This window comes from Shewanella sp. N2AIL (assembly GCF_022690845.1).
GTDB classification, from domain to species: domain Bacteria; phylum Pseudomonadota; class Gammaproteobacteria; order Enterobacterales; family Shewanellaceae; genus Shewanella; species Shewanella baltica.
Map to the genome: position 1 here is coordinate 86,838 of NZ_JALBYT010000004.1, position 21,384 is coordinate 108,221.

General features: G+C 48.4%; 15 protein-coding genes. 9 read left to right on the top strand and 6 right to left on the bottom strand.

The window, feature by feature from the left end:
• Positions 1–29 precede the first annotated feature (29 nt).
• Genes MO387_RS04355 through MO387_RS04365 form a run of 3 tightly spaced genes read right to left on the bottom strand, consistent with a single transcriptional unit; the run spans position 30 to position 3,646 of the window.
• Positions 30–1,754 carry a polyamine aminopropyltransferase gene (locus MO387_RS04355; RefSeq protein ID WP_107946619.1) on the bottom strand — a complete coding sequence of 575 codons (1,725 nt, stop codon included), beginning with the start codon at positions 1,752–1,754 and terminating at the stop codon, positions 30–32.
• 4 nt (positions 1,755–1,758) lie between these two features.
• Positions 1,759–2,658, bottom strand: coding sequence for a DUF350 domain-containing protein (locus MO387_RS04360; protein WP_107946620.1), 900 nt, complete (start codon positions 2,656–2,658; stop codon positions 1,759–1,761).
• Positions 2,659–2,671: 13 nt separating this feature from the next.
• The gene (locus MO387_RS04365) at positions 2,672–3,646 is read right to left on the bottom strand and encodes a hypothetical protein (RefSeq protein ID WP_242326080.1); all 975 of its coding nucleotides are present in this window, start codon (positions 3,644–3,646) and stop codon (positions 2,672–2,674) included.
• Positions 3,647–3,884: 238 nt separating this feature from the next.
• Between MO387_RS04365 and glnE the strand changes: the two genes are divergently transcribed.
• The gene (gene glnE, locus MO387_RS04370; protein WP_242326081.1) at positions 3,885–6,740 is read left to right on the top strand and encodes a bifunctional [glutamate--ammonia ligase]-adenylyl-L-tyrosine phosphorylase/[glutamate--ammonia-ligase] adenylyltransferase; all 2,856 of its coding nucleotides are present in this window, start codon (positions 3,885–3,887) and stop codon (positions 6,738–6,740) included.
• Positions 6,741–6,869: 129 nt separating this feature from the next.
• Positions 6,870–7,841, top strand: a complete 972-nt coding sequence (locus tag MO387_RS04375; RefSeq protein ID WP_242326082.1) for a sensor domain-containing diguanylate cyclase — start codon at positions 6,870–6,872, stop codon at positions 7,839–7,841.
• Between the two features lie 91 nt (positions 7,842–7,932).
• On the opposite strand, the gene MO387_RS04380 is transcribed toward MO387_RS04375, so the two are convergent.
• Complete coding sequence (locus MO387_RS04380; RefSeq protein ID WP_242326083.1) at positions 7,933–8,892, bottom strand: sodium-dependent bicarbonate transport family permease; 960 nt, start codon at positions 8,890–8,892, stop codon at positions 7,933–7,935.
• A 138-nt stretch (positions 8,893–9,030) separates the two neighbouring features.
• Here MO387_RS04380 and MO387_RS04385 point away from each other — a divergent pair, with 138 nt between their 5' ends.
• Complete coding sequence (locus MO387_RS04385) at positions 9,031–10,029, top strand: LysR family transcriptional regulator (protein WP_242326085.1); 999 nt, start codon at positions 9,031–9,033, stop codon at positions 10,027–10,029.
• Positions 10,030–10,183: 154 nt separating this feature from the next.
• On the opposite strand, the gene MO387_RS04390 is transcribed toward MO387_RS04385, so the two are convergent.
• Entirely contained in the window at positions 10,184–11,809 is a 1,626-nt protein-coding gene (locus tag MO387_RS04390) for a methyl-accepting chemotaxis protein (protein WP_012088371.1), read from the bottom strand.
• A gap of 678 nt (positions 11,810–12,487) precedes the next feature.
• Positions 12,488–13,807 carry a cell division protein ZapE gene (gene zapE, locus MO387_RS04395; RefSeq protein ID WP_242326086.1) on the bottom strand — a complete coding sequence of 440 codons (1,320 nt, stop codon included), beginning with the start codon at positions 13,805–13,807 and terminating at the stop codon, positions 12,488–12,490.
• Positions 13,808–14,089: 282 nt separating this feature from the next.
• On the opposite strand from zapE, the gene MO387_RS04400 reads away from it, so the two are divergent.
• From MO387_RS04400 to MO387_RS04425, 6 genes are all read left to right on the top strand, one after another.
• Positions 14,090–14,893 (top strand): polymer-forming cytoskeletal protein, encoded by an 804-nt coding sequence (locus MO387_RS04400; RefSeq protein WP_242326087.1) that lies wholly within the window; start codon positions 14,090–14,092, stop codon positions 14,891–14,893.
• A gap of 597 nt (positions 14,894–15,490) precedes the next feature.
• Entirely contained in the window at positions 15,491–16,786 is a 1,296-nt protein-coding gene (locus tag MO387_RS04405; RefSeq protein ID WP_242326088.1) for a porin, read from the top strand.
• A gap of 12 nt (positions 16,787–16,798) precedes the next feature.
• Entirely contained in the window at positions 16,799–17,752 is a 954-nt protein-coding gene (locus tag MO387_RS04410; protein ID WP_006082913.1) for a tripartite tricarboxylate transporter substrate-binding protein, read from the top strand.
• A 10-nt stretch (positions 17,753–17,762) separates the two neighbouring features.
• Positions 17,763–18,230, top strand: a complete 468-nt coding sequence (locus MO387_RS04415) for a tripartite tricarboxylate transporter TctB family protein (protein ID WP_006082912.1) — start codon at positions 17,763–17,765, stop codon at positions 18,228–18,230.
• A 2-nt stretch (positions 18,231–18,232) separates the two neighbouring features.
• Positions 18,233–19,753: a tripartite tricarboxylate transporter permease gene (locus MO387_RS04420; protein WP_011623841.1), complete on the top strand. Its 1,521-nt coding sequence runs from the start codon at positions 18,233–18,235 to the stop codon at positions 19,751–19,753.
• A 15-nt stretch (positions 19,754–19,768) separates the two neighbouring features.
• Positions 19,769–21,382 carry a sensor histidine kinase gene (locus MO387_RS04425; RefSeq protein WP_107402563.1) on the top strand — a complete coding sequence of 538 codons (1,614 nt, stop codon included), beginning with the start codon at positions 19,769–19,771 and terminating at the stop codon, positions 21,380–21,382.
• Positions 21,383–21,384 lie beyond the last annotated feature (2 nt).

Here is a 21,384-nt window from a genome sequence, read left to right on the forward strand (position 1 = left end):
CATAATATGTCAAGCACTATCTTGTCCTATTAAAAAAGATTCAGTCCCTGATTCTCGGACCAATCTTGCAAATGGTAGTGATACAGCTGCAACGAACCCAATTCATTGGGTTTTATTTTGGCGGCATCTTGATAAAAATTGGCTGGAAACTCAAAGGCGCCATCCACTAAACCTAAGGTGAGCCAGTCATCTTTGATGGGTAGCTCAGTTAACTTCGCTAATCTGTGTTGTGCATCGAGCCCACCTGCGGTGGCGATACTCCAGCCCCATTCGCCAAAACTGGGCACATTATGATGGTACTGTTTGACGTCAAATCCCGCCAATGCCAAGGTTTTTGCTACCGAAATAAAGGCCTTAGGGGCATGATAAGGCGATGTTGACTGTACTGTCAGAGCGCCATCACTGCTCATAAGTTCCTTTAATTTACGGTAGAAATAATCCGAATATAGCTTATTAAGATCGGGATGGCTCGGATCGGGCAAGTCCACAATAATCGCATCGTATTTCACGCCTGTGGCAATCAGCTTATCGACGCCATTAAAGGCATCGTCGTTGATCACAGTAACACGGGGATCGTTTAGCGCATTGCCGTTGAGCGTCAACATAGCGCGGCTCAAACGCTCGGGCATATCCGTATCGGGCGACTTAAACAATTGCACTAGGCCGACATCGAGATCGAGCAGCGTCACTTGCTCAGGCTCCCAGCGCAACACTTGCTTAAGACCGAGTCCATCGCCGCCGCCAATGATCAATACCTTGTTATGACGGGCACTGGCTGCAAGTGTGGGATGCACGAGAAACGCATGGTAGATGTGTTCGTCTATGCTCGAAAACTGTAAGCGGCCATTGATGTATAACGCATAAACAGGCGGCAGACCGTTACCGCGCAGGCGCTCGGTGAAGGTCAGCTGTTGGAAACGTGTCGCTTTGGCGTAAACCACTTTGTCTTTATAGAGCAAATTATTAAATTCTTGCTCCCAGCGTGGGCCGTGGATGGCTAACACGAGTAAAATGCCAGTCACGATAAAGTGCCCAGTCAAAAGCAGTTTAGGGCGGCGGATTTTAGGCCAGAAGCGCCAGATAAACACAAAACCCGCCAACAGGTTGAAACTGGCGGTTAAAGCGGCAGCGAGTTGGATATCAATGGCAAGCATAAAGCCCACCCAAATGGCGGCACCTATGCCTGCGCCTATGTAATCGGCACCGTAAATTGTTCCCGCATTGTGCAGCAAATGCTCGTCAGAGAGTGATTGGCGCACCCTAGCAATCAGCGGGATTTCCATACCTATCATCAGGCCCAGCAACACGCCCCACACATAGGGTAAGTATTCGCTGAGTTTTTGCAGCGAGCCTATCATACCGCCTTCGGGCAGTTGATCTGGTGGTAAACCTAAGGTGTTGGCAATCATCAAGGGCAGTTGTTGGCCGAAACCAATCACTGCCGCTGTGATTAAAATGGCGAGTGAGCCACAGAGTGCGACTGTGAGTTCTAAGATCACAAAACCGGTAAAGGCATCACGGATCTTACGTGCGGCGAAGGCACCTAGCCCCATGGAGACTATCATCAAGCCAATCATGGTGTAGATGGCGGCTTCTAATGCGCCTAAAATGCGCCCGGCATAGTGGGATAAAAGATATTCGTAAATCAGGCCGCAGCCTGCTAATACGGCCATGATGCCCAATAAGAGGACATCGTCGAACCAACCTAGGCGGCTAGGTTTAGCCGCCGAGGGGGTTAAGCTGGTTTCTTGCATTCGATTAGGCCATCAGTGCCGTGAGGATAAGTGCGATAGCGATACTGATCGCCATTTCAACGGCGGCGATGCCGATATTGTGTTGTCTTTCCACTTCATCGGCTAAATCGATACGGGCTAATACCAGTTTCTTCACCACGAACAGCAGTAAGGAAAGCGCGATCAGCATGATGACTGAGAACACTAACCAACCGATCACGTTAGTAACATAAGCCGTTGGATTGAATATAATAAAGTGGCTGGCAGCGTTAAAGCTCAGCGCCATGGCTATCATATAACCCGCATGACGCAGTGCTAATGCTGTATGACCTTGTACTAAGGCTTGCTGCATTGACGAGTCTTGATTGCGGCTCGCAAAACGGTTTTCGCGCCAGCGTGTCAGTAGCACTAACATCAACTGCGAAATTGCAAAGGCACTGAAGATAGCGATAAAAGTATCTAGGGTTAAGTCTTCTGCCCATAACAACACGGCGCGGATGATAATCGCAGTGGAGATGGCAGCACTGGCATCGACAATCGCGACAGACACATTACCTTTGATGATTTGCTCGTTCTTATCAAACTCATTTAAGGCAATCTTATCGTGGAGGAAACGACCCAGTTTTATTAGCACTAAGCCGAATAAACCATAGCAGCTCATACCAATCGCTTCGGTAAGATAAGAGTGCGCAGCAGCACCAGTGATAGCGCCCGTGAGCACTATACCCAGTGCAGCAACTGCGCCCGCGGTACTGATGCCGAAGGCAAAGTTATCACGCTCCGCCAGTTCCTTACTGCTGTTAACTTTAACGCTCCAACCTTGCAAATAACGCATCAGCGTTAGCAAAATTACGGCTATGGTGAGATCGATAGCCAGAATGATGGCTAGCTCTGGTGTGATACCGAAATCCTGAAATAGTGTCATTGGAAATCCTTAGTTACTTGCCCCGGCGCACACTGCGGGTCGTGCGATTACTGGAATTACGGAAACTGCTGTCTTTAGCATAGTTAGAGCGGAACTTACTACTCGAACTCTTGCTTGCGCTCGTGGTGTTGCTGGCCTTGGGCGTGCTGGTACTTTCACGGGATAACGCCGTGCCACCGGTACGCGGTTTGGCATAAGGGCTGTCGAAGCGCTTACCTTGGGAATCGAAACGTTTTTTCGTTTGTTCGAAGGTCTTATTTTGCGCATCCGCTTGTTTGGGTGAGGTATAGCGATAACGACCTACGTCATTGTAATAGCTATAACCCCGGTTACCCGACCAACGATCGTAGGAAACTGGGCGATTGAAGACATTCGAAAACATTGAATACATGCCATACCAAGCCCAAAACGAAGTGCCGCTCGAGTCGGTTTGCCAGTTACCGTAAGACGGATTACCAACTAGCTGACTACCTGGACCAAAATCTTCGCCGCCATTGGCTAATGTTGCGGCCTCACGGCTAATCGCATTTACGCGGGCTAGCTTGCCGTCGGACATATCGGCGACCACGTTGACAGGGTCTGACAACATATCGTTAAACAGACTGGGATCAGCGGCTTGATAAAGATTTTCCGCTTCGGCCAGTTGTTGATCGAGATCGGCAAAGTTACTCGCCACTTTCGACTCATCTAATCGACGTTTCAGCGAGGTATACATGGGACCTTGGGTGCCAGAATCCTTTGCTAATTCATCAAGTAATGGGGCTAAATCAGGTTTTTGCAGCTTTAACAGTGTGGTGTATTGTTTTAAGAGGTTAGCGTTACGCAACTGCCCGTCATCGATCATCGTCGTGAGCGTTGCGAGACGTTGCTGCGTGAGTTGTTGATACTTCGCGATTTTATCCGGTCTCTCATCGCCACAACCCGTCAGCGACAGCATAACGGCTAAAAAGAGGATCGATGTGAGAACACGGGTTAGCATTCCTGCCATGTTTTCTCCAAATGGTAATGAAATAAAACTCAAATACTTGCAGGCAATAATAATCTGCTTGCCCAATATGCCTGCTGCGCAGGTTATAGTACCCTTAAATGCCACAGATAAAAGGGGATACCTTTATTTGTGTGCTACATCAGGTAGCTGCAAGTCTCGTCGAACATAACATGATGTGGCGTCAATCTATATCATTTACGACATAATATGTCGATAGCTAAATTTGTTAGGGATTATTATGACCATGCAAAAAGACAGTAATAAGTCATTGTCTATTCTCGTTAATCAAACCGCTGAGCACAACTGGCTGCGGTTAGAGGAAGTATGGTCCGAAGGACTCGCGCAATTAACACCTGCCCAGCAGCAAGAACTCAAAACGGTTCTAGGGCTCAGTGATTACGTAGCGGCCCAGCTATGCCGACATCCTGAGTGGATTAACAGGCTGTTTGCCGGCGAGTTAAGCTTGATTGAGCGTAAAAACTTTGATCTTGAGTTACACGAAGTGCTGAGCAGCGCCACAACTGAAGAGATGGCAAAAGCCAGCCTGCGACGGTTTCGTAACTACCAAATGGTGCGCTTAGCTTGGCGTGACTTTTTAGACTACGCCAGTTTAGAAGCATCTCTGCTGGATCTGTCGGCGCTGGCCGAAGCGTTAGTGATTTGCGCCCGCGACTGGCTCTATAAAGATATGTGCGCCCAATATGGCACGCCGATGGATAAAGAAGGCAATGCACAGCCATTGCTGATTTTAGGCATGGGCAAATTAGGCGGCCGCGAGCTCAATTTTTCCTCCGATATCGACTTGATTTTCACTTTCCCTGAGCATGGTGAAACCGTCGGTGGTCGTCGCAGTTTAGACAATCAACAATTTTTTATCCGCATGGGACAAAGGCTAGTGAACTTGCTCGACCAAGTTACCGTCGATGGTTTCGTATTCCGCGTGGATATGCGTTTGCGCCCCTACGGTGAAAGTGGCCCGCTGGTGGTGAGTTTTAGTGGCCTTGAGGATTATTACCAAGAACAGGGCCGTGATTGGGAACGCTATGCCATGGTCAAGGCGCGTGCACTCGGACCTTGGAGCCATTTCTCCGATGAATTACACAGCCTGCTCAGACCCTTTGTGTATCGCCGCTATATCGACTTTTCAGCGATTGAATCCCTGCGAAAAATGAAGCAACTCATCGCCCAAGAAGTGCGACGTCGTCATTTGACCGACAATATTAAACTCGGTGCGGGCGGTATTCGTGAGGTCGAGTTCGTGGTGCAGAGTTTCCAATTAATTCGTGGCGGCCGCGAGCCTGCACTGCGCCAGCAGAGTTTATTCGGTGCTATCGATACGCTCTACAGCTTAGGGCAATTTGAGTATTTGGCGGTCGATGAGCTTAAACACAGCTATTTATTGCTGCGCCGAGTCGAGAATTTACTGCAAGCTATAGATGATAAACAAACCCAAACCTTGCCGAATAATCCACTGGATTGGGCGCGATTGTGCCATGTGCTCGATATGGCCAACGAGGTTGATTTACGCACCCATATTGAAGCTGCAATGAGCAAAATCCATCGTCACTTTAAAGCCACCGTGGGCGGTGAAGAAGGCGAAGAAAAGGCCGAACACTGGACGGCGCAGCTGTGGCATGTGCAAGATGCTGATGATGCCGTCGCGCTATTGGCCGAACAGCAAATCGACGATGACAAGCTGTGCCCTATGCTCAGCAGTTGGCGTGAGACTGTCACTAAGCGTTCCATTGGTCCACGCGGGCGGGAAACCTTAGATAAATTAATGCCAAGATTATTGGAAGAGTTGATTAATCAACAGAGTCCATCGGCTGCCTTTGAGCCCGTGTCTAAGGTGCTGGAGCAGATTTTAACTCGTACCACTTACCTTGAGCTTTTATGTGAAAATCCAGGCGCACGGCAACAGTTAGTGAGCCTTTGCTGCGCCAGCCCTTGGATTGCCGCGCAGTTAGCTAAATTTCCCATGCTGCTCGATGAGCTTATCGATCCATCGCAGCTTTATGACACAACCTCCATCGATGATTATCCGAGCGAGCTGCGCCAGTACATGTTGCGCGTTCCCGAGGATGATATGGAGCAGCAGATGGAAGCGCTGCGACAATTTAAGCTGTCACAACAACTTAAAATCGCCGCCGCCGATGTCACAGGGGTTTTACCTGTGATGCAAGTGAGCGATCACTTAACCTTTTTAGCCGAAGCCATCATAGAACAAGTGGTGATGCAGGCGTGGCAACAGGTTTCAGTGCGTCACGGCGTGCCCGCTCACCTTGAGGGCAGTGACACTGGTTTTGCTGTTGTTGGTTATGGCAAGCTCGGCGGGATTGAGTTGGGTTACGGCTCCGATCTCGATTTAGTCTTCCTGTGTGAAAACAAAGCAGATAACAGCCAGACCAATGGTGAACGCCCGATTGAAGTTGGCCATTTCTACCTCAAACTGGCCCAGCGTATTCTGCATTTATTCTCGACTCGCACCACATCGGGCGAGTTATATGAAGTGGATATGCGTTTGCGTCCTTCTGGCGCCTCGGGTTTGATGGTCAGTGAGATTGAACGCTTTGGCGAATACCAAGCTAACGAGGCGTGGACGTGGGAACATCAAGCCTTAGTGCGCTCGCGTTTTGTTTTCGGCGACAATAGTTTAGCGGTCAAATTTAGCCGAATTCGTGCCTCGATATTGGAAAAGCCACGGGATAAAACTGAGCTGCAAAAAGCAGTACGTGAGATGCGTCAGAAGATGCGTGATCACTTGCTCAAAGCTAGCGATGGCATGTTTGATCTAAAACAGAGTCCCGGCGGTATTGCAGATATCGAGTTTATCGCCCAGTACTTAGTGCTGGCTAATGCCCATGAGTATCCTGAGCTGACGATTTGGTCTGACAATGTGCGGATTTTTGGGGTGTTGGCTGAGCTTGAACTCTTACCTATGATGAGTGCCCAGCATTTAACCCAAACCTATTGCTTACTCAGGGATGAAAATCATCGCCTGACTCTGCAACAAAAGGCGGGGCAGTTACCTGTGTTAGAGGTTGAGGAACATGCCGAGCGAGTGCTCAATATCTACCGCGCTGTGCTTGAATAGTACAGTCATCTATACAGTCATCTATACAGTCATTTAAAGGGAGTAAGGCTGAAACGAATATCAGCCTTAACACCGCAAGAATGTACAATTTAGGCTAGAGTTTAATGAGAGCAGTTAGCAGAGAGCACCATGCAATTACCTACTATCCCTGAAAACGAGCTGCAACGTTTGGCCACGTTACGCGCACTCAATGTGCTCGACACCGATGCCGAGGAACGTTTTGATCGTATTACTCGGCTCACGCGCAGAATTTTCTCTTTGCCGATTTGTGTTGTGACCTTAGTGGATGCCGAGCGGCAGTGGTTTAAATCTCGCCAAGGATTAGAGGTGACTGAAACACCACGGGAAATTTCATTTTGTGGCCATGCGATCAATCAAGACGATATTTTTATCGTAAACGACGCCCTCAAAGATCCGCGCTTTAGTGACAATCCACTGGTGACCGAGCAGCCGCATATTCGCTTTTACGCTGGCTATCCCTTAACCATTCATAGGCAATATCGGGTAGGAACCTTGTGTTTAATCGGCACTGAACCGCGAGATTTTACAGCTGAAGATATTGAAACCTTGACGGATTTAGGTGAAATGGTGGAGGCGGAATTACTCTCTATCGCGCAAAACACCTTAGATCCTTTGACTACGATTTCGAATCGGCGAGGATTTGAGTTACTGGCCCATCAAGCGCTGGCGAGTTGTCGACGTACCGAATCTGAGGCGGCCTTACTCTTCTTCGATCTCGATTTCTTTAAGGAAGTGAATGACAACTTTGGTCACCTCAAGGGCGACCAAGTGTTATACGATTTTGCCCATATCTTGATGACCGCTTTTAGGGAGTCGGATGTGATTGCAAGGCTTGGCGGTGATGAGTTTGTGGTGCTATTAAGTTTTGTGCATAGAGATACAGTCGATCGCGTGATTGAGCGTTTTAAGCAGTTACTTGAGCAATATAATCAACAGCATCCTAAGCAACATAGCTTAGCGACCAGTATTGGTATCGCCCATTGGACGCCAGATTCTGATGTGAGCTTAGAGGATCTGTTAGATTCCGCCGATAAAGCCATGTATCAGGATAAAGCCGCGCACCACAGTGATGCGCCTTAAATGATGTGTGCTTAAGCAAGATGAAAAGGGAGACAATAATGTCTCCCTTTTCATTGATTTTTATTCGGCGAAGAAGTACTAAACTACACCATTAAGCTGTAATGACCATGACCCAGTGTTGATATAAAGGCAGGCCAATTAACACGTTAACCGGGAACGTAATGCCGAGTGAGGCCAGCATAGCCAGTCCTATATTGGCTTCGGGTATTGCGGCTCGAATGGCCGCAGGCGCTGCGATATAAGATGCACTGGCACTTAATGCTGCTAGCACTAAAATGCTGCCAGAAGGTAAGTCCAACCATAATCCTACGGCGATACCGCACCAAGCCAATACAAAGGGCGTTACGGCGGCGAACACCAATAAGCGCCATTGTTTTAGTGGTAGCGGCAAACACACTTTGGCCGTTACTAAGCCCATTTCCAGTAAAAATAATGCCAGTAAAGTTTTGAATCCGCCTAGTAGCACAGGTGTGAGCGGCGCAAGCCCCGTTGGGCCGTAAAGCCAACCTATCACTACGCCGCCCACGAGTAAGACAACGCCGCGGCTGGTTAACGCTTCGTGCAATACGCTCGATTGAGTTTCATTCTTGGGTGATGTTTCAATTGCTTTTTTGGCGCTTAAGTACCTGTGTAGCCAGAGCATCACGACGATCGCCGGCAGCTCCAGCAGCACGAGATACAGGGTGGTTTCGGGTCTTAATATCAACCCTGATTTTTCCACCATAGCCATCACCACCGCAAAGGTTCCCGCGCTAACGGAGCCGTAATGGGCGGCAATGCTAATGGCATCTGTGTGACCAATGCGAACCAGCCGAGTTAACACTGGGTATAGGGCCAAGGGGATAATGAAGCCTAAAGCAACAACCGCTAACAGCTCAGTGAGCACTAAGTTTTGGGTGTGACCGTGGAGCGCCATTCCGCCCTTTAAGCCCAAAGTGAGCATTAACAGTATGGATAGGGTTTCGTAGATCGCGGGAGGGACTTTAAGATCTGACTTCACTAGGCCAGCTAACAAGCCTAAGGCAAAAAAGGCAATGACAATATCGGGCATAAGTATCTCATTAAGTTTGATTTTTAAGCCGTGCAGAACAGGCTTAAATGTCGGGTGGTCCTGATGGCTGGTGATTTTGGACCTAATTGGTTATATTGAAAAATAAATTGTTTACCACTTAGGTATAGGTAATTGTCTATGGATAAGCGTTCGTCATCGACTCAGCTTAAATTGCGGCACTTGAGTTTCCGTTTGCTGCAGGTGTATGTACAAGTGGTGCGGTTAGGCAATATTTCCGCAGCGGCGAGGGCCTTGCATTTAACCCAACCCACAGTGTCATTACAGCTTAAAAAGCTGGCCGATGTATTGGGTGAGTCGTTACTAGAGAGTCGTGATGGCCGCATGTTACCGACCTTGATTGGCAATGAACTCTACCGCGCAGCCTGCGATACCTTGAGTCGTTTTGAGGATTTCGATGCCTTTATGCTGCAGGCCAAAGGTGGCAGCGTCGGGCATATTAATATCGGTATCGTCACTACCGCCAAATACGTGTTACCACGGATTTTAGGGGCTTTTTATCGGCAGTTTCCACAGGTTAAAGTGACCTTAAACATAGGTAACCGTGCCCATGTGTTGGGCCGATTTGAGCGCCAAGAAGATGATTTATATCTGTTTAGTCATCCTCCTAGTGGCGATAACGTGCTATCTGCGCGGATCATTAAAAACCCGCTGCAACTGATTGCGCCAAAAGATCATTGGGCGGTGGGCCGTGAGCAAGTGAATTTTAACGATCTTAAAAATGAGCGTTTTATCGTGCGCGAGCCCGGTTCTGCCACCCGCTTGATGTTTGAGTCTTGGTGCAGCGGTCAAGGCATCACGCTTAGTGACACTATGCAAATCGAGAGTAATGAGGCGATACGCCTAAGCGTCGCGTCTGGCTTAGGTTTGTCGGTGATTTCGGCGCACACGCTGCAAGAAGGGCGCGAAAAACCGGCTATTTTGCCAGTGATGGGTTTTCCGCTCGAAAGTAACTGGTATCTGGTTGGCCGCAAAGATCGCCGCTTGCCCTATGCCGCCATGCAGCTGGTGGACTTTATGGCGGCGCATTTGGCCGAGTGTATCGAGCCTGAATGGGTTGCCGCCGATATCAGTGAACTGGCTATGCACTTTAATCATGCGCCGCAAACTCGGTCTTAGCTGAGTTCATGTTTTGATACTGAATGATTTTATTAAGTTAGATATGTGTTGATACATTGAGGGTAACGTCTTTTAGCACACCTTGTGCAGTTACCCTCAGGTCTCATTGTAAAACGAGATTTGGCCTTAAATCTGACGACTGTACGAGGCGACTTTACACCTTAAAGCGCGTCAGTAGGTTGTTCAGTTCTACCGCTAACCTTGATAATTCATGCGCCGAGGCACTGGTTTGCTGCGCTCCCGCGGCGCTTTGGCTGGCGAGATCGCTAATGTTCACAATGTTTTTATCGACTTCACGGGCGACTTTCGCTTGTTCTTCTGCGGCGCTTGCGATGACCATATTGCTGTTATTCATCGTACTGATTTGAGCGTTAATCGTGTTTAATGCATCCCCAGCGAGCCTTGCGACAGCGAGTGCTTGCTCTGCCTTTTGGCCGCTGTGCTGCATCGATAGCACAGCGGTTTCGGTGCCGTGCTGGATCTTGTTGATCATGTCTTCAATTTCACGGGTCGAAGACTGAGTACGGTGGGCTAGCGCGCGCACTTCATCGGCAACCACCGCAAAACCACGGCCTGTATCGCCCGCTCGCGCCGCTTCAATGGCTGCGTTGAGGGCCAGTAAATTCGTTTGCTCGGCAATCGCGCGGATCACATCTAAAACTTTACCAATATCGACAGCTTGCATGGCTAAGGTTTGGACAATTTGTGAACTTTGCGTCACATCCTGATTCATGTCGATAATGGCGGCGACGGTTTGATCTACCTGTTTTTTACCTAATTCAGTATTGCGGGCGGTTTCTTCTGAGGCCTCTGAAGCGAGGACTGCGGTATTAGCGACTTCATCCACCGCCGAACTCATCTCGGTAATTGCGGTTGCAGCCTGTTGTATTTCATCATTTTGTTGCTGTATACCGCGGGATGCATCTTCAGTCACAGAATTGAGCTCTTCGGCGGCGGAGGCGAGCTGGTTAGAGGAGTTTGCTATATGGGATAAGGTATCGCGCAGGTTCTGCTGCATCCCTGCTAATGACTGCATCAGCTGACTGGTTTCATCATTGCCATCTGTACGGATTTTCTGCGTTAAATCACCGCTTGCGACCGTCACTGAAATATCTACCGCTTCTTTCATCGGCTGCACAATACTGCGGGTTAAGAGTGTGGCTACGACAAATGCGGCAATCAAGGAGGCTATTATTACCACGCTGTTGAGTAGCTTACTTTCCTCGTAGGCTTGTGCGGTGATCTCGCCCTGTTTGCCTGCATATTCGGTATTTAAGTCGCCAATGCTGATAAGCGTTTTAGTTATTTTATCAGCTTGTAACGTCATCACTTCATCCATTATCCGTTTAGCTTCAGTCGTGTCATTGGCCTGCAGCTTACTGATCATTTGATCTTGATTCTGTAAATACAGCTCTAAATTATGACTAAAATCCTGATAGAGGGCTTGCTCACCAGGCAAACTAATTAAAGGCTCGTAGGCCTTTTGATCCGTTTTAATGTTCTCGCGAATTTGCCTTAAGGTTTCGAGCCCTTTGTCACGCTCAGCCGCCGAATCGGCGAGTAATAGACGAAATGTAAATACCCTAGCGCGCATCACGTTAAGATTGATGCTCGACAGCGTGACGAGTGTCGGCAGGGTATTTTTTTCAATTTCTTCTGAGGAGACTCGCATGGATGACATAGTTTGCAGTGACATCAGTCCCTGAAGTAACAAGACTAGACCGAGTAAGCCAAAGGCAGTAATGAGCCGTGAGCCAATCTTAATTTGTCGTAACCACATAAGCGAATCGTCCCTGTATTTAAATGAGTTCCGTCTAAGGTCGTTCTTACTGCTTTTTAGTTAATGCTTTCGAATTACTAATGTCGATCCATGAAGTTCGAGTAAATAGTAAAGTTGAACTTATGCTTCCTAACTTTAAAACTAAGCGTTATTGCGCAGAGTCGGAACTATGAGTCTTTGGTTTAATACACTATAGATTATATTTTTAAAATTTCTTGTCGTAGAGTGTAAATTTAATTGATTAAAACCTATAGGGCGTAAATTAGCATAATTGAAACTAAGTTATACCGTACCTTAAATATCTAGGTTAGCAAACCGTATTGCTGAATTGAGTGGAGTAATGCCTCTGGTTTTATTAAGGTTAGTAGTCTAAATAAAGGAGTGGGCTGTGATTAGTGTTTTGATTTTAAATGGTTAAAGTGAAGTTTTGTGCTAATTTGATAAGGTTTTATATTGGCAATCTAGGTCATTAGACTCATGTTTCATGTCGGTCGTTTTAAAGGTGTTATTCAAGCTTTTACTATACTGATTGTATAAGTGACTTCGTAATCTACTGTTCCTTTTGACGTTTTTATTTTTTTGCTAATGATTGTCCAATAATAGTTTGTGCAAAATTTTGGTACTTATTTTTTGTCTCTTTCCTTGTCTATTTTCTTGTTTGTGCGAAGTGATAAATAATCAATTGTTTTGCGGTAATTCATGCCGGCTCATTTCTATTAATCGGCTGTAGGTGCGGCGGAATTCAAAACTGAGTGCGCCACCTTGGTAGAGTTCGCTCAGTGGCACGTCGCAGCTGAGATAAAGGCTGACATTTTGATCGTACAACTCATCAATTAAGCTGATAAAACGTCGCGCAGGGTCGTCGTTGGCGGCGTAGGAGAGTTTGCGCTCGCCCGTAGCTGCGGCTTGGTTTGCTCCTGTGCCGTCCTCCGTGCCGCGGGCACGGATCCAGCCTTTCACTTCGCCGCCTAATTTAGGAACGCCGCTCACCATTAAGATCTTAAATCGACTGGCGATTTCGATGTAATCGAGTTGGGACCTCGGGCCATCACACAAGGCATAAAAGTCGAACCAAGCAACGGCGTTGTCTGTGGGCTCTAAAGCGGCGCGGATCACTGGGATTTCACGGTTGCATATGATGAGGCTAGCATTGCTCATTCTGCTACCGCAGATACTAGTCTCACGAATACCAGAATCGCTAATGCCAACAGCGCTCATACTGAGTGTATTAGGCGTTAACCCATTCACTAGCTTGTCAAAAATCTGCTCAAAATCGAGTGTTCCGGTAATGCCGATATTGCGGGAAATCGAGGCGTTAACTTCAGCGCTATCAATGCCAATCTCGTTGGTTAATACAGCATTGATGGCGTGCATCCTGTGGTCTTGGTTGCCATCGAGATGCAGCATTTGCGTGTGCGCTTGCAGCAGTTGGATACAAGGTAAAAATCTGTGTCTGGCTAAGCCGTTCTCATATAAGCGCTCAATAGGAATATTAGAGGTTGCGACCAGCACCACACCTTGTTCGAATAGGCACTCAAATAGCCCTGCAAGTATCATGGCATCGCCAATGTCTGAGACAAAAAACTCATCGAAACACAGCACCTTGCACTCTTTCGCGAGATTTTTAGCAATCAGGGTTAACGGATCGCGTTTACCCGAATGCTCACGCAGTGCATTGTGTATCCGTGCCATAAAGCGGTGGAAATGCAGTCTTAACTTGCCTTCACTTGGCAAACAATCGAAAAACAAATCCATCAGAAAGGTTTTACCCCGACCGACATCGCCCCACAGATACAAGCCTTTGATGGATTGTGAATGGGAGAGGCGTGCTGAATAGGGCTGTGGCATCAACTGCTTAAATAACATATCGAGTGCCAACACCGCCTGTTGCTGCGCCGGATCGTCAACTAGATTTTCGCTCACTTTGGCGCGATACACTTCCAGTGGCGTCATCATTGGCGTTATCGATTGCGAGCTAGCGGAGTTTGAATGAGCCATGTCGGGGTCTCGTTGGCGGTTGTTTTAGGTGTTTACTGCAGTCAGTGTGTGCTTTAGCTTTGACTAAGTGCGATATCAGCGCTCGCCTTTTGAGGCATCATGCTACTCATACTTAGGTACTCGGGAGCCATATTGCAAGATGCTCAGGGTAACATAGTCGCTGGCGTGACTTAAATCCCGCTCTGAGGCTTAGGTCAAATACTAAACGAAACCAGTGCTTTATTCTCGGGGACTTTTACCTTAACATCTTTGTCACAAAAATAATGATATGGAATGAATCCTATGGCTAGCAAAGGCAATGGCATTACTTTTATCAGTGCACAAACCTCGATTGAGGGTGACATCCAGTTAGAGAGCACGGCATTAATTGCGGGTAAATTGCAGGGCAAGATTGGTTCAGCGGGACAAATTAAGATCGAACTTGGCGGCGAGATCTCCGGTGAAGTCAGCTGTGATGAGTTGCGGGTGTGCGGCGTATTTAGTGGTCGAGTCTGTTGTAATAAGTTGATTATTACCAGTTCTGGTGTGGTTGACGGTGAAGTTGCAAGCCATCAGATGGAGATTTACGAAGGCGGCCAGTTTATTGGTCAGCGGATTAAAGGCCCTGAGCTTGATGCCTTGCCTGACATGCTAAAAGCGATCGCCCCTGCGGCTCAACGCTCGGATGCGCACCTATATGCCAGTGAGAGCGGTTCATTAAGAGGCGATAATCGGGCGATTCGCCCTTGGTTGTATGTTGCTGCGGCAACTGTCGTCATCGCCTTGGGCTTTAGTTTTGGACCCGAGCCATTGCGTGAGTGGTTACCTAATGTCAGTGATAGCCCACTCAACACTGAAGTGTCTCCCGTGGCTCAGGAGCTAGATGCTGCAAAGGCCGCCAATCCATTACTGACTGAACAAATGACTGCGCCAGATACCGCGAATGCCGACAATACGGCGGCGTTATCCGCAGATCCCGATCCGCTGGCTTTGTCGCAGGATTCGGCGATGGAAGATTTACAGCAAATGGAACAAGGCCATGCACAGATGGCGCAGGGTGATAATGGCACCGCGCCCGCCAGCGAGAATGCAGGCAATAAGCTCTGATTGCTAAGCGATAAGCTCGAATCAATAAGCTTGAATTTATTAGCTTGAATCAATTAGCTCGAATAAATAAGTGCTCGCATCGTTGGGTCGAGCATTTGGTGTTTTTTGTTCGACCACAGTTATTTGCTCATCGTTGCTAATGCTTATCGCCCAATATCCTACTCAATCTCTCTTCAAGTATTGTTGCTAGTTCCCTCAGAAGCGCTTAACGGCGCTTTGCTTTTATGGATGGCTTCTAGCTTAATTTAACGTTTTAAGGGTAAATCCGTCGTATTTTTATGCTATTTCACTCATCTGTTCACATTCAGCGTCCGCTAGTATTCCTGTCATATTTTCATTGAGTTATCTCTCATTCTTACCCGTTTTGTGCACTTCAAGCCGTTTCCCTTGAGTTAAGTTCATTTTGTTCATGAACTTTATGATTTTTAGTCACCTTAAGTCCCTTAATGAAGATTAAGTGCGTTAAATATCTTTAACGAAATGTTAACGATACATTTCATCCTCTGGGCGAGGAAGTAGTCCGTCACAGACCTGACACAATTCTAATAACACAGGCATTCCCACAGGGAATGGCAGACTGCAATACAGGAGGCATTGATGCCTAGATTGACCTTACTTGCCGCGGCAACCGCTGTGGCTTTTACTGGTTTTGCGAATGCGCAAGACTTAACGCCACAAGAGCTTCAAGCACAACTCACCCAATTGACTCAAGAAGTTAACCAGCTAAAACAACAGCAGGCAGCGAATGCCACTGCGACTCCATCTAAGCCTAGCGCGCCAGCTTTTGAGATAGGTGGTCGCATTCAACTCGATTACAACCTCTTCAATGGTGCCTATAACGCCGAACATCACGGCAGTAGCGCGCAGGATATTTTCCCCCGCCGAGTCCGTACCTTTGTTGAAGGCGAATTACAGGATTGGGATTACAAGCTACTGCTTGAATTTGCTGAGAATACCGCTGAAATCGTCATGGCTCGGATGCGTTATTCGGGTTTTGAGAATGGCCCTAAACTGCAATTTGGTAAGTTGCGTGAGGATATCAGCCTCGATGCGCTCACCAGCAGTAATCACATTGCGCTGATCGAACGTTCTAGCCTCGCCGATACTATGTCGCCGTACTTCCGCTGGGGTGTTTCTGCCTATCAATATTTCCCCAGCACAGGTTTACGTTACGCCTTGGGTGTTTATAAAAACGATGCCTTTGGTAGCGATGGCAAAGATGAAACCGATGATTTGAACTATGCCCTGAGCTCGCGAGTGACTTGGTCACAGGCCAAAGAACCGGGCCAAGTGCTGCATGCTGGCTTGTGGTACTCAGCGCGTCAAATGGGCGGCGATGACTTGTCTGCCAGCTTTGCTCGCGGCGAACTGCGCGAGACTAATACTCGCCTGATTAACTATGTCGCCGGTGGTGAAACCGCAGCGATTGATAATCTAAATCAAGCGGGTTTAGAGCTGGCATTTCAACATAATGGCTTGTTGTTGCAGGGCGAATATGCCCAGCGCAGTTTAAACACCCAAGATCCTCAGTCAGTGCTCGATGGTGAGCGTTATCAGGCGTATTACCTGCAGGCGAGTTACTTCTTGACGGGCGAACAGCGCAGCTATTCCAAGGGCAGCGCGGTGTTTTCCCAGCCTAAGGGCGTAACCGATGCATGGGAATTGGCGGCACGTTTTTCTAGCGTGGATGCGAGCTCCGACTTCCAAGGCACTCAAGCTCAAGGCACTCGGGCTCAGACCTACACCTTAGGCGTGTCTTACTACTTTAATCCAAAAATCAAAGTGATGGCTAACTACATCCATTCTTCTGTCGATGGCGCAGGCACGATTGCCTTAGTCGGCAATGAAGATGTGGGCGATGCCTTTGCTGCCCGTTTGCAATACGTGTTTTAGGAGTAATGAATCATGTTGAAAATGAAATCTTTAGTCATGAGTGCGCTGTTACTTGGTGCCTCTGGCATGGCGAGTGCTGATATCCACTTTATCATTCCTGGCGGTCCAGGCGGTGGTTGGGATACCACGGCGCGCGGCGTCGGTGAAGCCTTAGTGAAGTCGAAAATCGATGGTAATGCCTCTTTTGAGAACCTCTCGGGTGGCGGTGGCGGTCGTGCGATTGCCTCTATGATCAAATCGAAAAACAAACAGGGCGATATTTTACTGGTTAACTCGACTCCGATTGTGCTCCGTGCACTTTCTGGGCAAATCCCGTTTAGTTATCGTGATTTAACGCCGGTTGCAGGCATAGTCGCCGATTACGGTGCCTTTGTGGTGCGTAACGATTCACCGTTGAAAACCTGGGACGATGTGTTGGCGGCCTTTAAGGCGGACCCACAAAGATTCAACATCGCTGGCGGCTCAGCGCGCGGCAGTATGGATCACTTAGTTGCGGCGCAAGCGATTGCGGCGGCGGGCTTAGATGGCGGTCGTTTACGTTATGTTCCATACGATGCGGGTGGTCAAGCTAAGGCTGGCTTACTCTCGGGCGAAGTCGATTTATTGTCGACGGGATTCAGTGAAGCGTTAGAAATTGCAGGCAGTGGTCAAGGTCGGATCCTTGCGATGACGGCGCCTGAAATCGTTGCCGAGCATCCAGAGGTTCCGACGATTAAATCACTCGGTTATGACATGACGTTTACTAACTGGCGCGGCTTTTTCGCGGCACCTGATACGCCTAAAGCCAAAGTTGATGAGTATGTGGCCAAGTTTGCGGCGCTGATTAAGACGCCAGAATGGGAACAAGTGCGTGCCCGTAATGGTTGGATCAATTTGTTTGAACCCCAAGCCGAATTCATTAAGTCATTGGAAGCACAGGAGCAACAGCTTAAAGCCACTATGTTGCAACTGGGCTTTATTAAGTAAGGAGTGACAGATGTTGAATCGTGATCTGATTGGTTCCTTGCTATTTGTCGCCGTGTTTACCGGATATGGCGTGCTGGCATGGCAAATTCCCTTATTGCCGTTTGAAGAATTTGAAGTCGTGACGTCTTCCACTATGCCGAAGATTTATGCTGCCATGGGGCTGATGTTTAGTCTGTTTTCTCTAGTTGCTGTCTTGCTGAAAGGAAACACGGTTCAACAGCGGGGGGCGCTGCTGACTAAGGCCGCCTTACAACAAACCGCGGCGCTGATTGTGCTGATGGTCTTGTATGCCGCCGGACTCGAACCGTTGGGGTTTGTTGTCGCTACCTTATTGTTTTTGGTCGCTGGATTTTGGTTGATGGGAGAGCGCCGCTTTAAGATTTTGCTGCTCGCCTCTGTGCCCGTGGTGTTGGTGTTCTGGGTGTTGATGACGCAAGTCTTAGGTATCTACTTGGCCTCAGGTTCTCTTTGGAGTTAACTATGTTCGATGCAATGTTTATTGGTCTATCGACCGCGTTTGAATTGCAAAACCTCATGTATGTGGTCTTAGGCTGCTTGGTCGGCACAGTGATCGGTATGCTGCCGGGATTAGGGCCGATCACAGCGATCGCCTTGATGATCCCTGTGACTTACAGCATTGGCCCCAGCTCAGGGATGATCCTAATGGCGGGCGTGTACTACGGCGCTATTTTTGGTGGGTCGACTTCATCAATTCTGATCAACGCCCCGGGCGTGGCAGGAACGGTTGCGACGTCATTCGATGGTTATCCGATGGCGCAAAAAGGTATGGCGGGCAAAGCATTAGCGATTGCGGCCTATGCTTCGTTTACCGGCGGCACTATCGGCGCCATTATGCTGATGGTCGCGGCGCCATTATTAGCGCAAGTATCACTGAGCTTTCAATCGGGCGATTATGTGGTCTTGATGTTCCTCGGTTTGACGGCCATTGCAGCGTTTTCGAATCGTGGCGATTTCCTCAAGGCCATGATGATGACTCACTTAGGTTTGTTGCTCTCGTCAGTGGGGATCGATCCTTTCTCGGGGATGGAACGCTTCACCTTCGGTCAGCCAGATTTACTCGATGGCATCAGTTTTCTGTTAATCGCCATGGCAACTTTTGCCCTGTCGGAAGCGTTAATGAATGTGATTAAGCCGCCGAAGTCGACCGAGAACATCAACTTTTCAGCGCAGCCGATTGGTAGCACTCGCTTAACCAAAGAGGAAGTGAAAGAGATAGCGCCTGTGATTGGTCGCTCGTCGATTTTCGGTTTTTTGATTGGGGTATTACCGGGCGCAGGCGCAACGATTGCCAGCTTTATGGCCTACGGCACTGAGCGTAATTTATCCCGCGGCGCGAAACGCGATGAGTTTGGTAAGGGCTCGATTCGCGGTGTTGCGGCGCCTGAGTCGGCTAATAATGCGGCCTGTACTGGCTCATTTGTCCCGTTATTGACCTTAGGTATTCCGGGGTCGGGTACCACGGCCATCATGCTCGGTGCATTGATCGCTTATGGTATTCAACCTGGCCCTATGTTGATGCAAGAGCGTCCAGACGTGTTTTGGTCTGTGATTATCTCTATGTATTTTGGCAATATTATTCTGCTGGTACTGAATTTACCGCTGATCCCTTATTTTGCCAAAGTGCTGGCTTTGCCTAAGTCGATTTTGACTGTGATGATTTTGTTCTTCAGTTTGATTGGGGTGTATTTGGTCTCGTTTAACACCTTCGATCTGTTCCTGATGATAGGTTTTGCGATTGTCGCTGTGGTGCTACGTTTGCTGGCATTCCCAATGGCGCCGCTGCTACTGGGCTTCATCCTCGGTGATATGATTGAGCGTAACTTCCGCCGTGCTATGATCGCTTCCGATGGTTCTTTGAGCTTCCTGTGGGAACGCCCGCTAACACTGACTATCTTGATTGTGGCAATCGCTATGCTGGCTGTGCCATTGATCGGTTTTATTCGTAGTCATCGTAGTGATAAATTGGCGAAAGCCTCTTAATGTAAAGGTACGCTAATGAGACGCCCTAAGCGCTTAGAAACGTGGTTAATCAGTGGGGTGACTTGCCTGAGTTTGTTGCTGTGCGCCTTATTTGGCGGCATCAGCTATCAAATTTTGAGTCGCAGTATTACTGAGCAATCGGGCGCTAAGGCATTAGGGCTGGCCCATGCGGTCGCGACACGGACCGATGTGATTACGGCTTTGCAGACTGGGCATTCGAGTCCCCAATTACTGGCCGCGATAGAAGGAATACGTCTAGCGTCTAAGGCCGATTTTATCGTGGTGGGCGATACCCATAAATACCGTATCGTGCACCCAGATTCAGATAAAATTGGCAAGAAGATGGAGGGCGGTGATAGCCAAGCGGCATTAGAAGGGGAGTCTTATATCTCCGAGGCGCAGGGCAGTTTAGGTCGTTCTATTCGCGGTAAAGTGCCAGTGCTTGACGAGCAAGGCGAAATTATCGGCTTGGTTTCTGTGGGCTTTTTGAGCCAGTCCGTGGGCGCGTTAATCGATAAGCGTATTCCTGAAATCATCATGACAGTCCTAGGGGTGTTATTGATGGGCGTGCTGGTGGCTTTTTGGATGGGGCGGCAAGTACGGGAAATGTTGTTCGGCTTGCAACCTGCTGAAATTGGGCGTTTATTCGTCGAGCAGGACGCGATTCTTAACACAGTGCGAATGGGCGTGGTGGCATTGGATGCCGATGGCCGTATCCGCAAGTTGAATCAAAGGGCGCGGGAGATTTTAGCTTTATCTCCGACCTGCCAACCTAATACTTTGATGCTGAGTGATTTATTGCCGCAGCACGCCGATTTTCTACTGACGAATCAAAATAAAACCATCAGGGGATTCGAGTTATTTGCCAATGAGCAATGGCTGGTGATGTCGCGGGTGCCGTTTCAGGTGCGGGATCAAAATGATGGCTTGCTGCTGACGATGCGCCCCGCCGATGAAATTGAGCGCTTGAGCCAGCAACTCGCCAAAGTGCAAGAGTTTGCCGAAATGCTCAGAGTTCAAACCCATGATTACTCGAATAAACTCCATACTCTAGGCGCCTTGTTGCAACTTAAAGCCTACGACAAAGCGGTCGAATTTATCGGCCAAGAAAGCCAAGGTTGGCAGGCTCAAATCCATTTATTACTGTCGCAAATCCATGAGCCGACGATCGCCGGATTACTCTTGGGTAAGTATCACAAGGCGAAAGAGCTCAATATTGAGTTTCAAATCAGCCCAGATAGTCAACTCAGTGATGTGCAAGACGCCATTATGCTAGAGCGGATGGTGTCGATTATGGGCAACCTTATCGATAATGCCATTGAGGCCGTGCACAGGGCGAACAATCATAAGCCCCGCCGCGTGGTCGTGACCTTAGATGAAACCGCCTCTAACCTGATTTTTGATGTGGAAGACAGTGGCGATGGGATTTCTAAAACCGAGTACAGTACGATATTCGATCCAGATTACAGCTCTAAGCAGGGGGCGCAGCACGGAGTGGGCATGTATATCGTCAATACTTACCTGTGTGCCTGCCATGGCAGTTTAGAGTTTGCCGACTCAGATTTAGGTGGCGCGCGTTTTTCTGTGTATATTCCTACTAAACCTTTACCTGAAGTAGGTACCGTTTAATG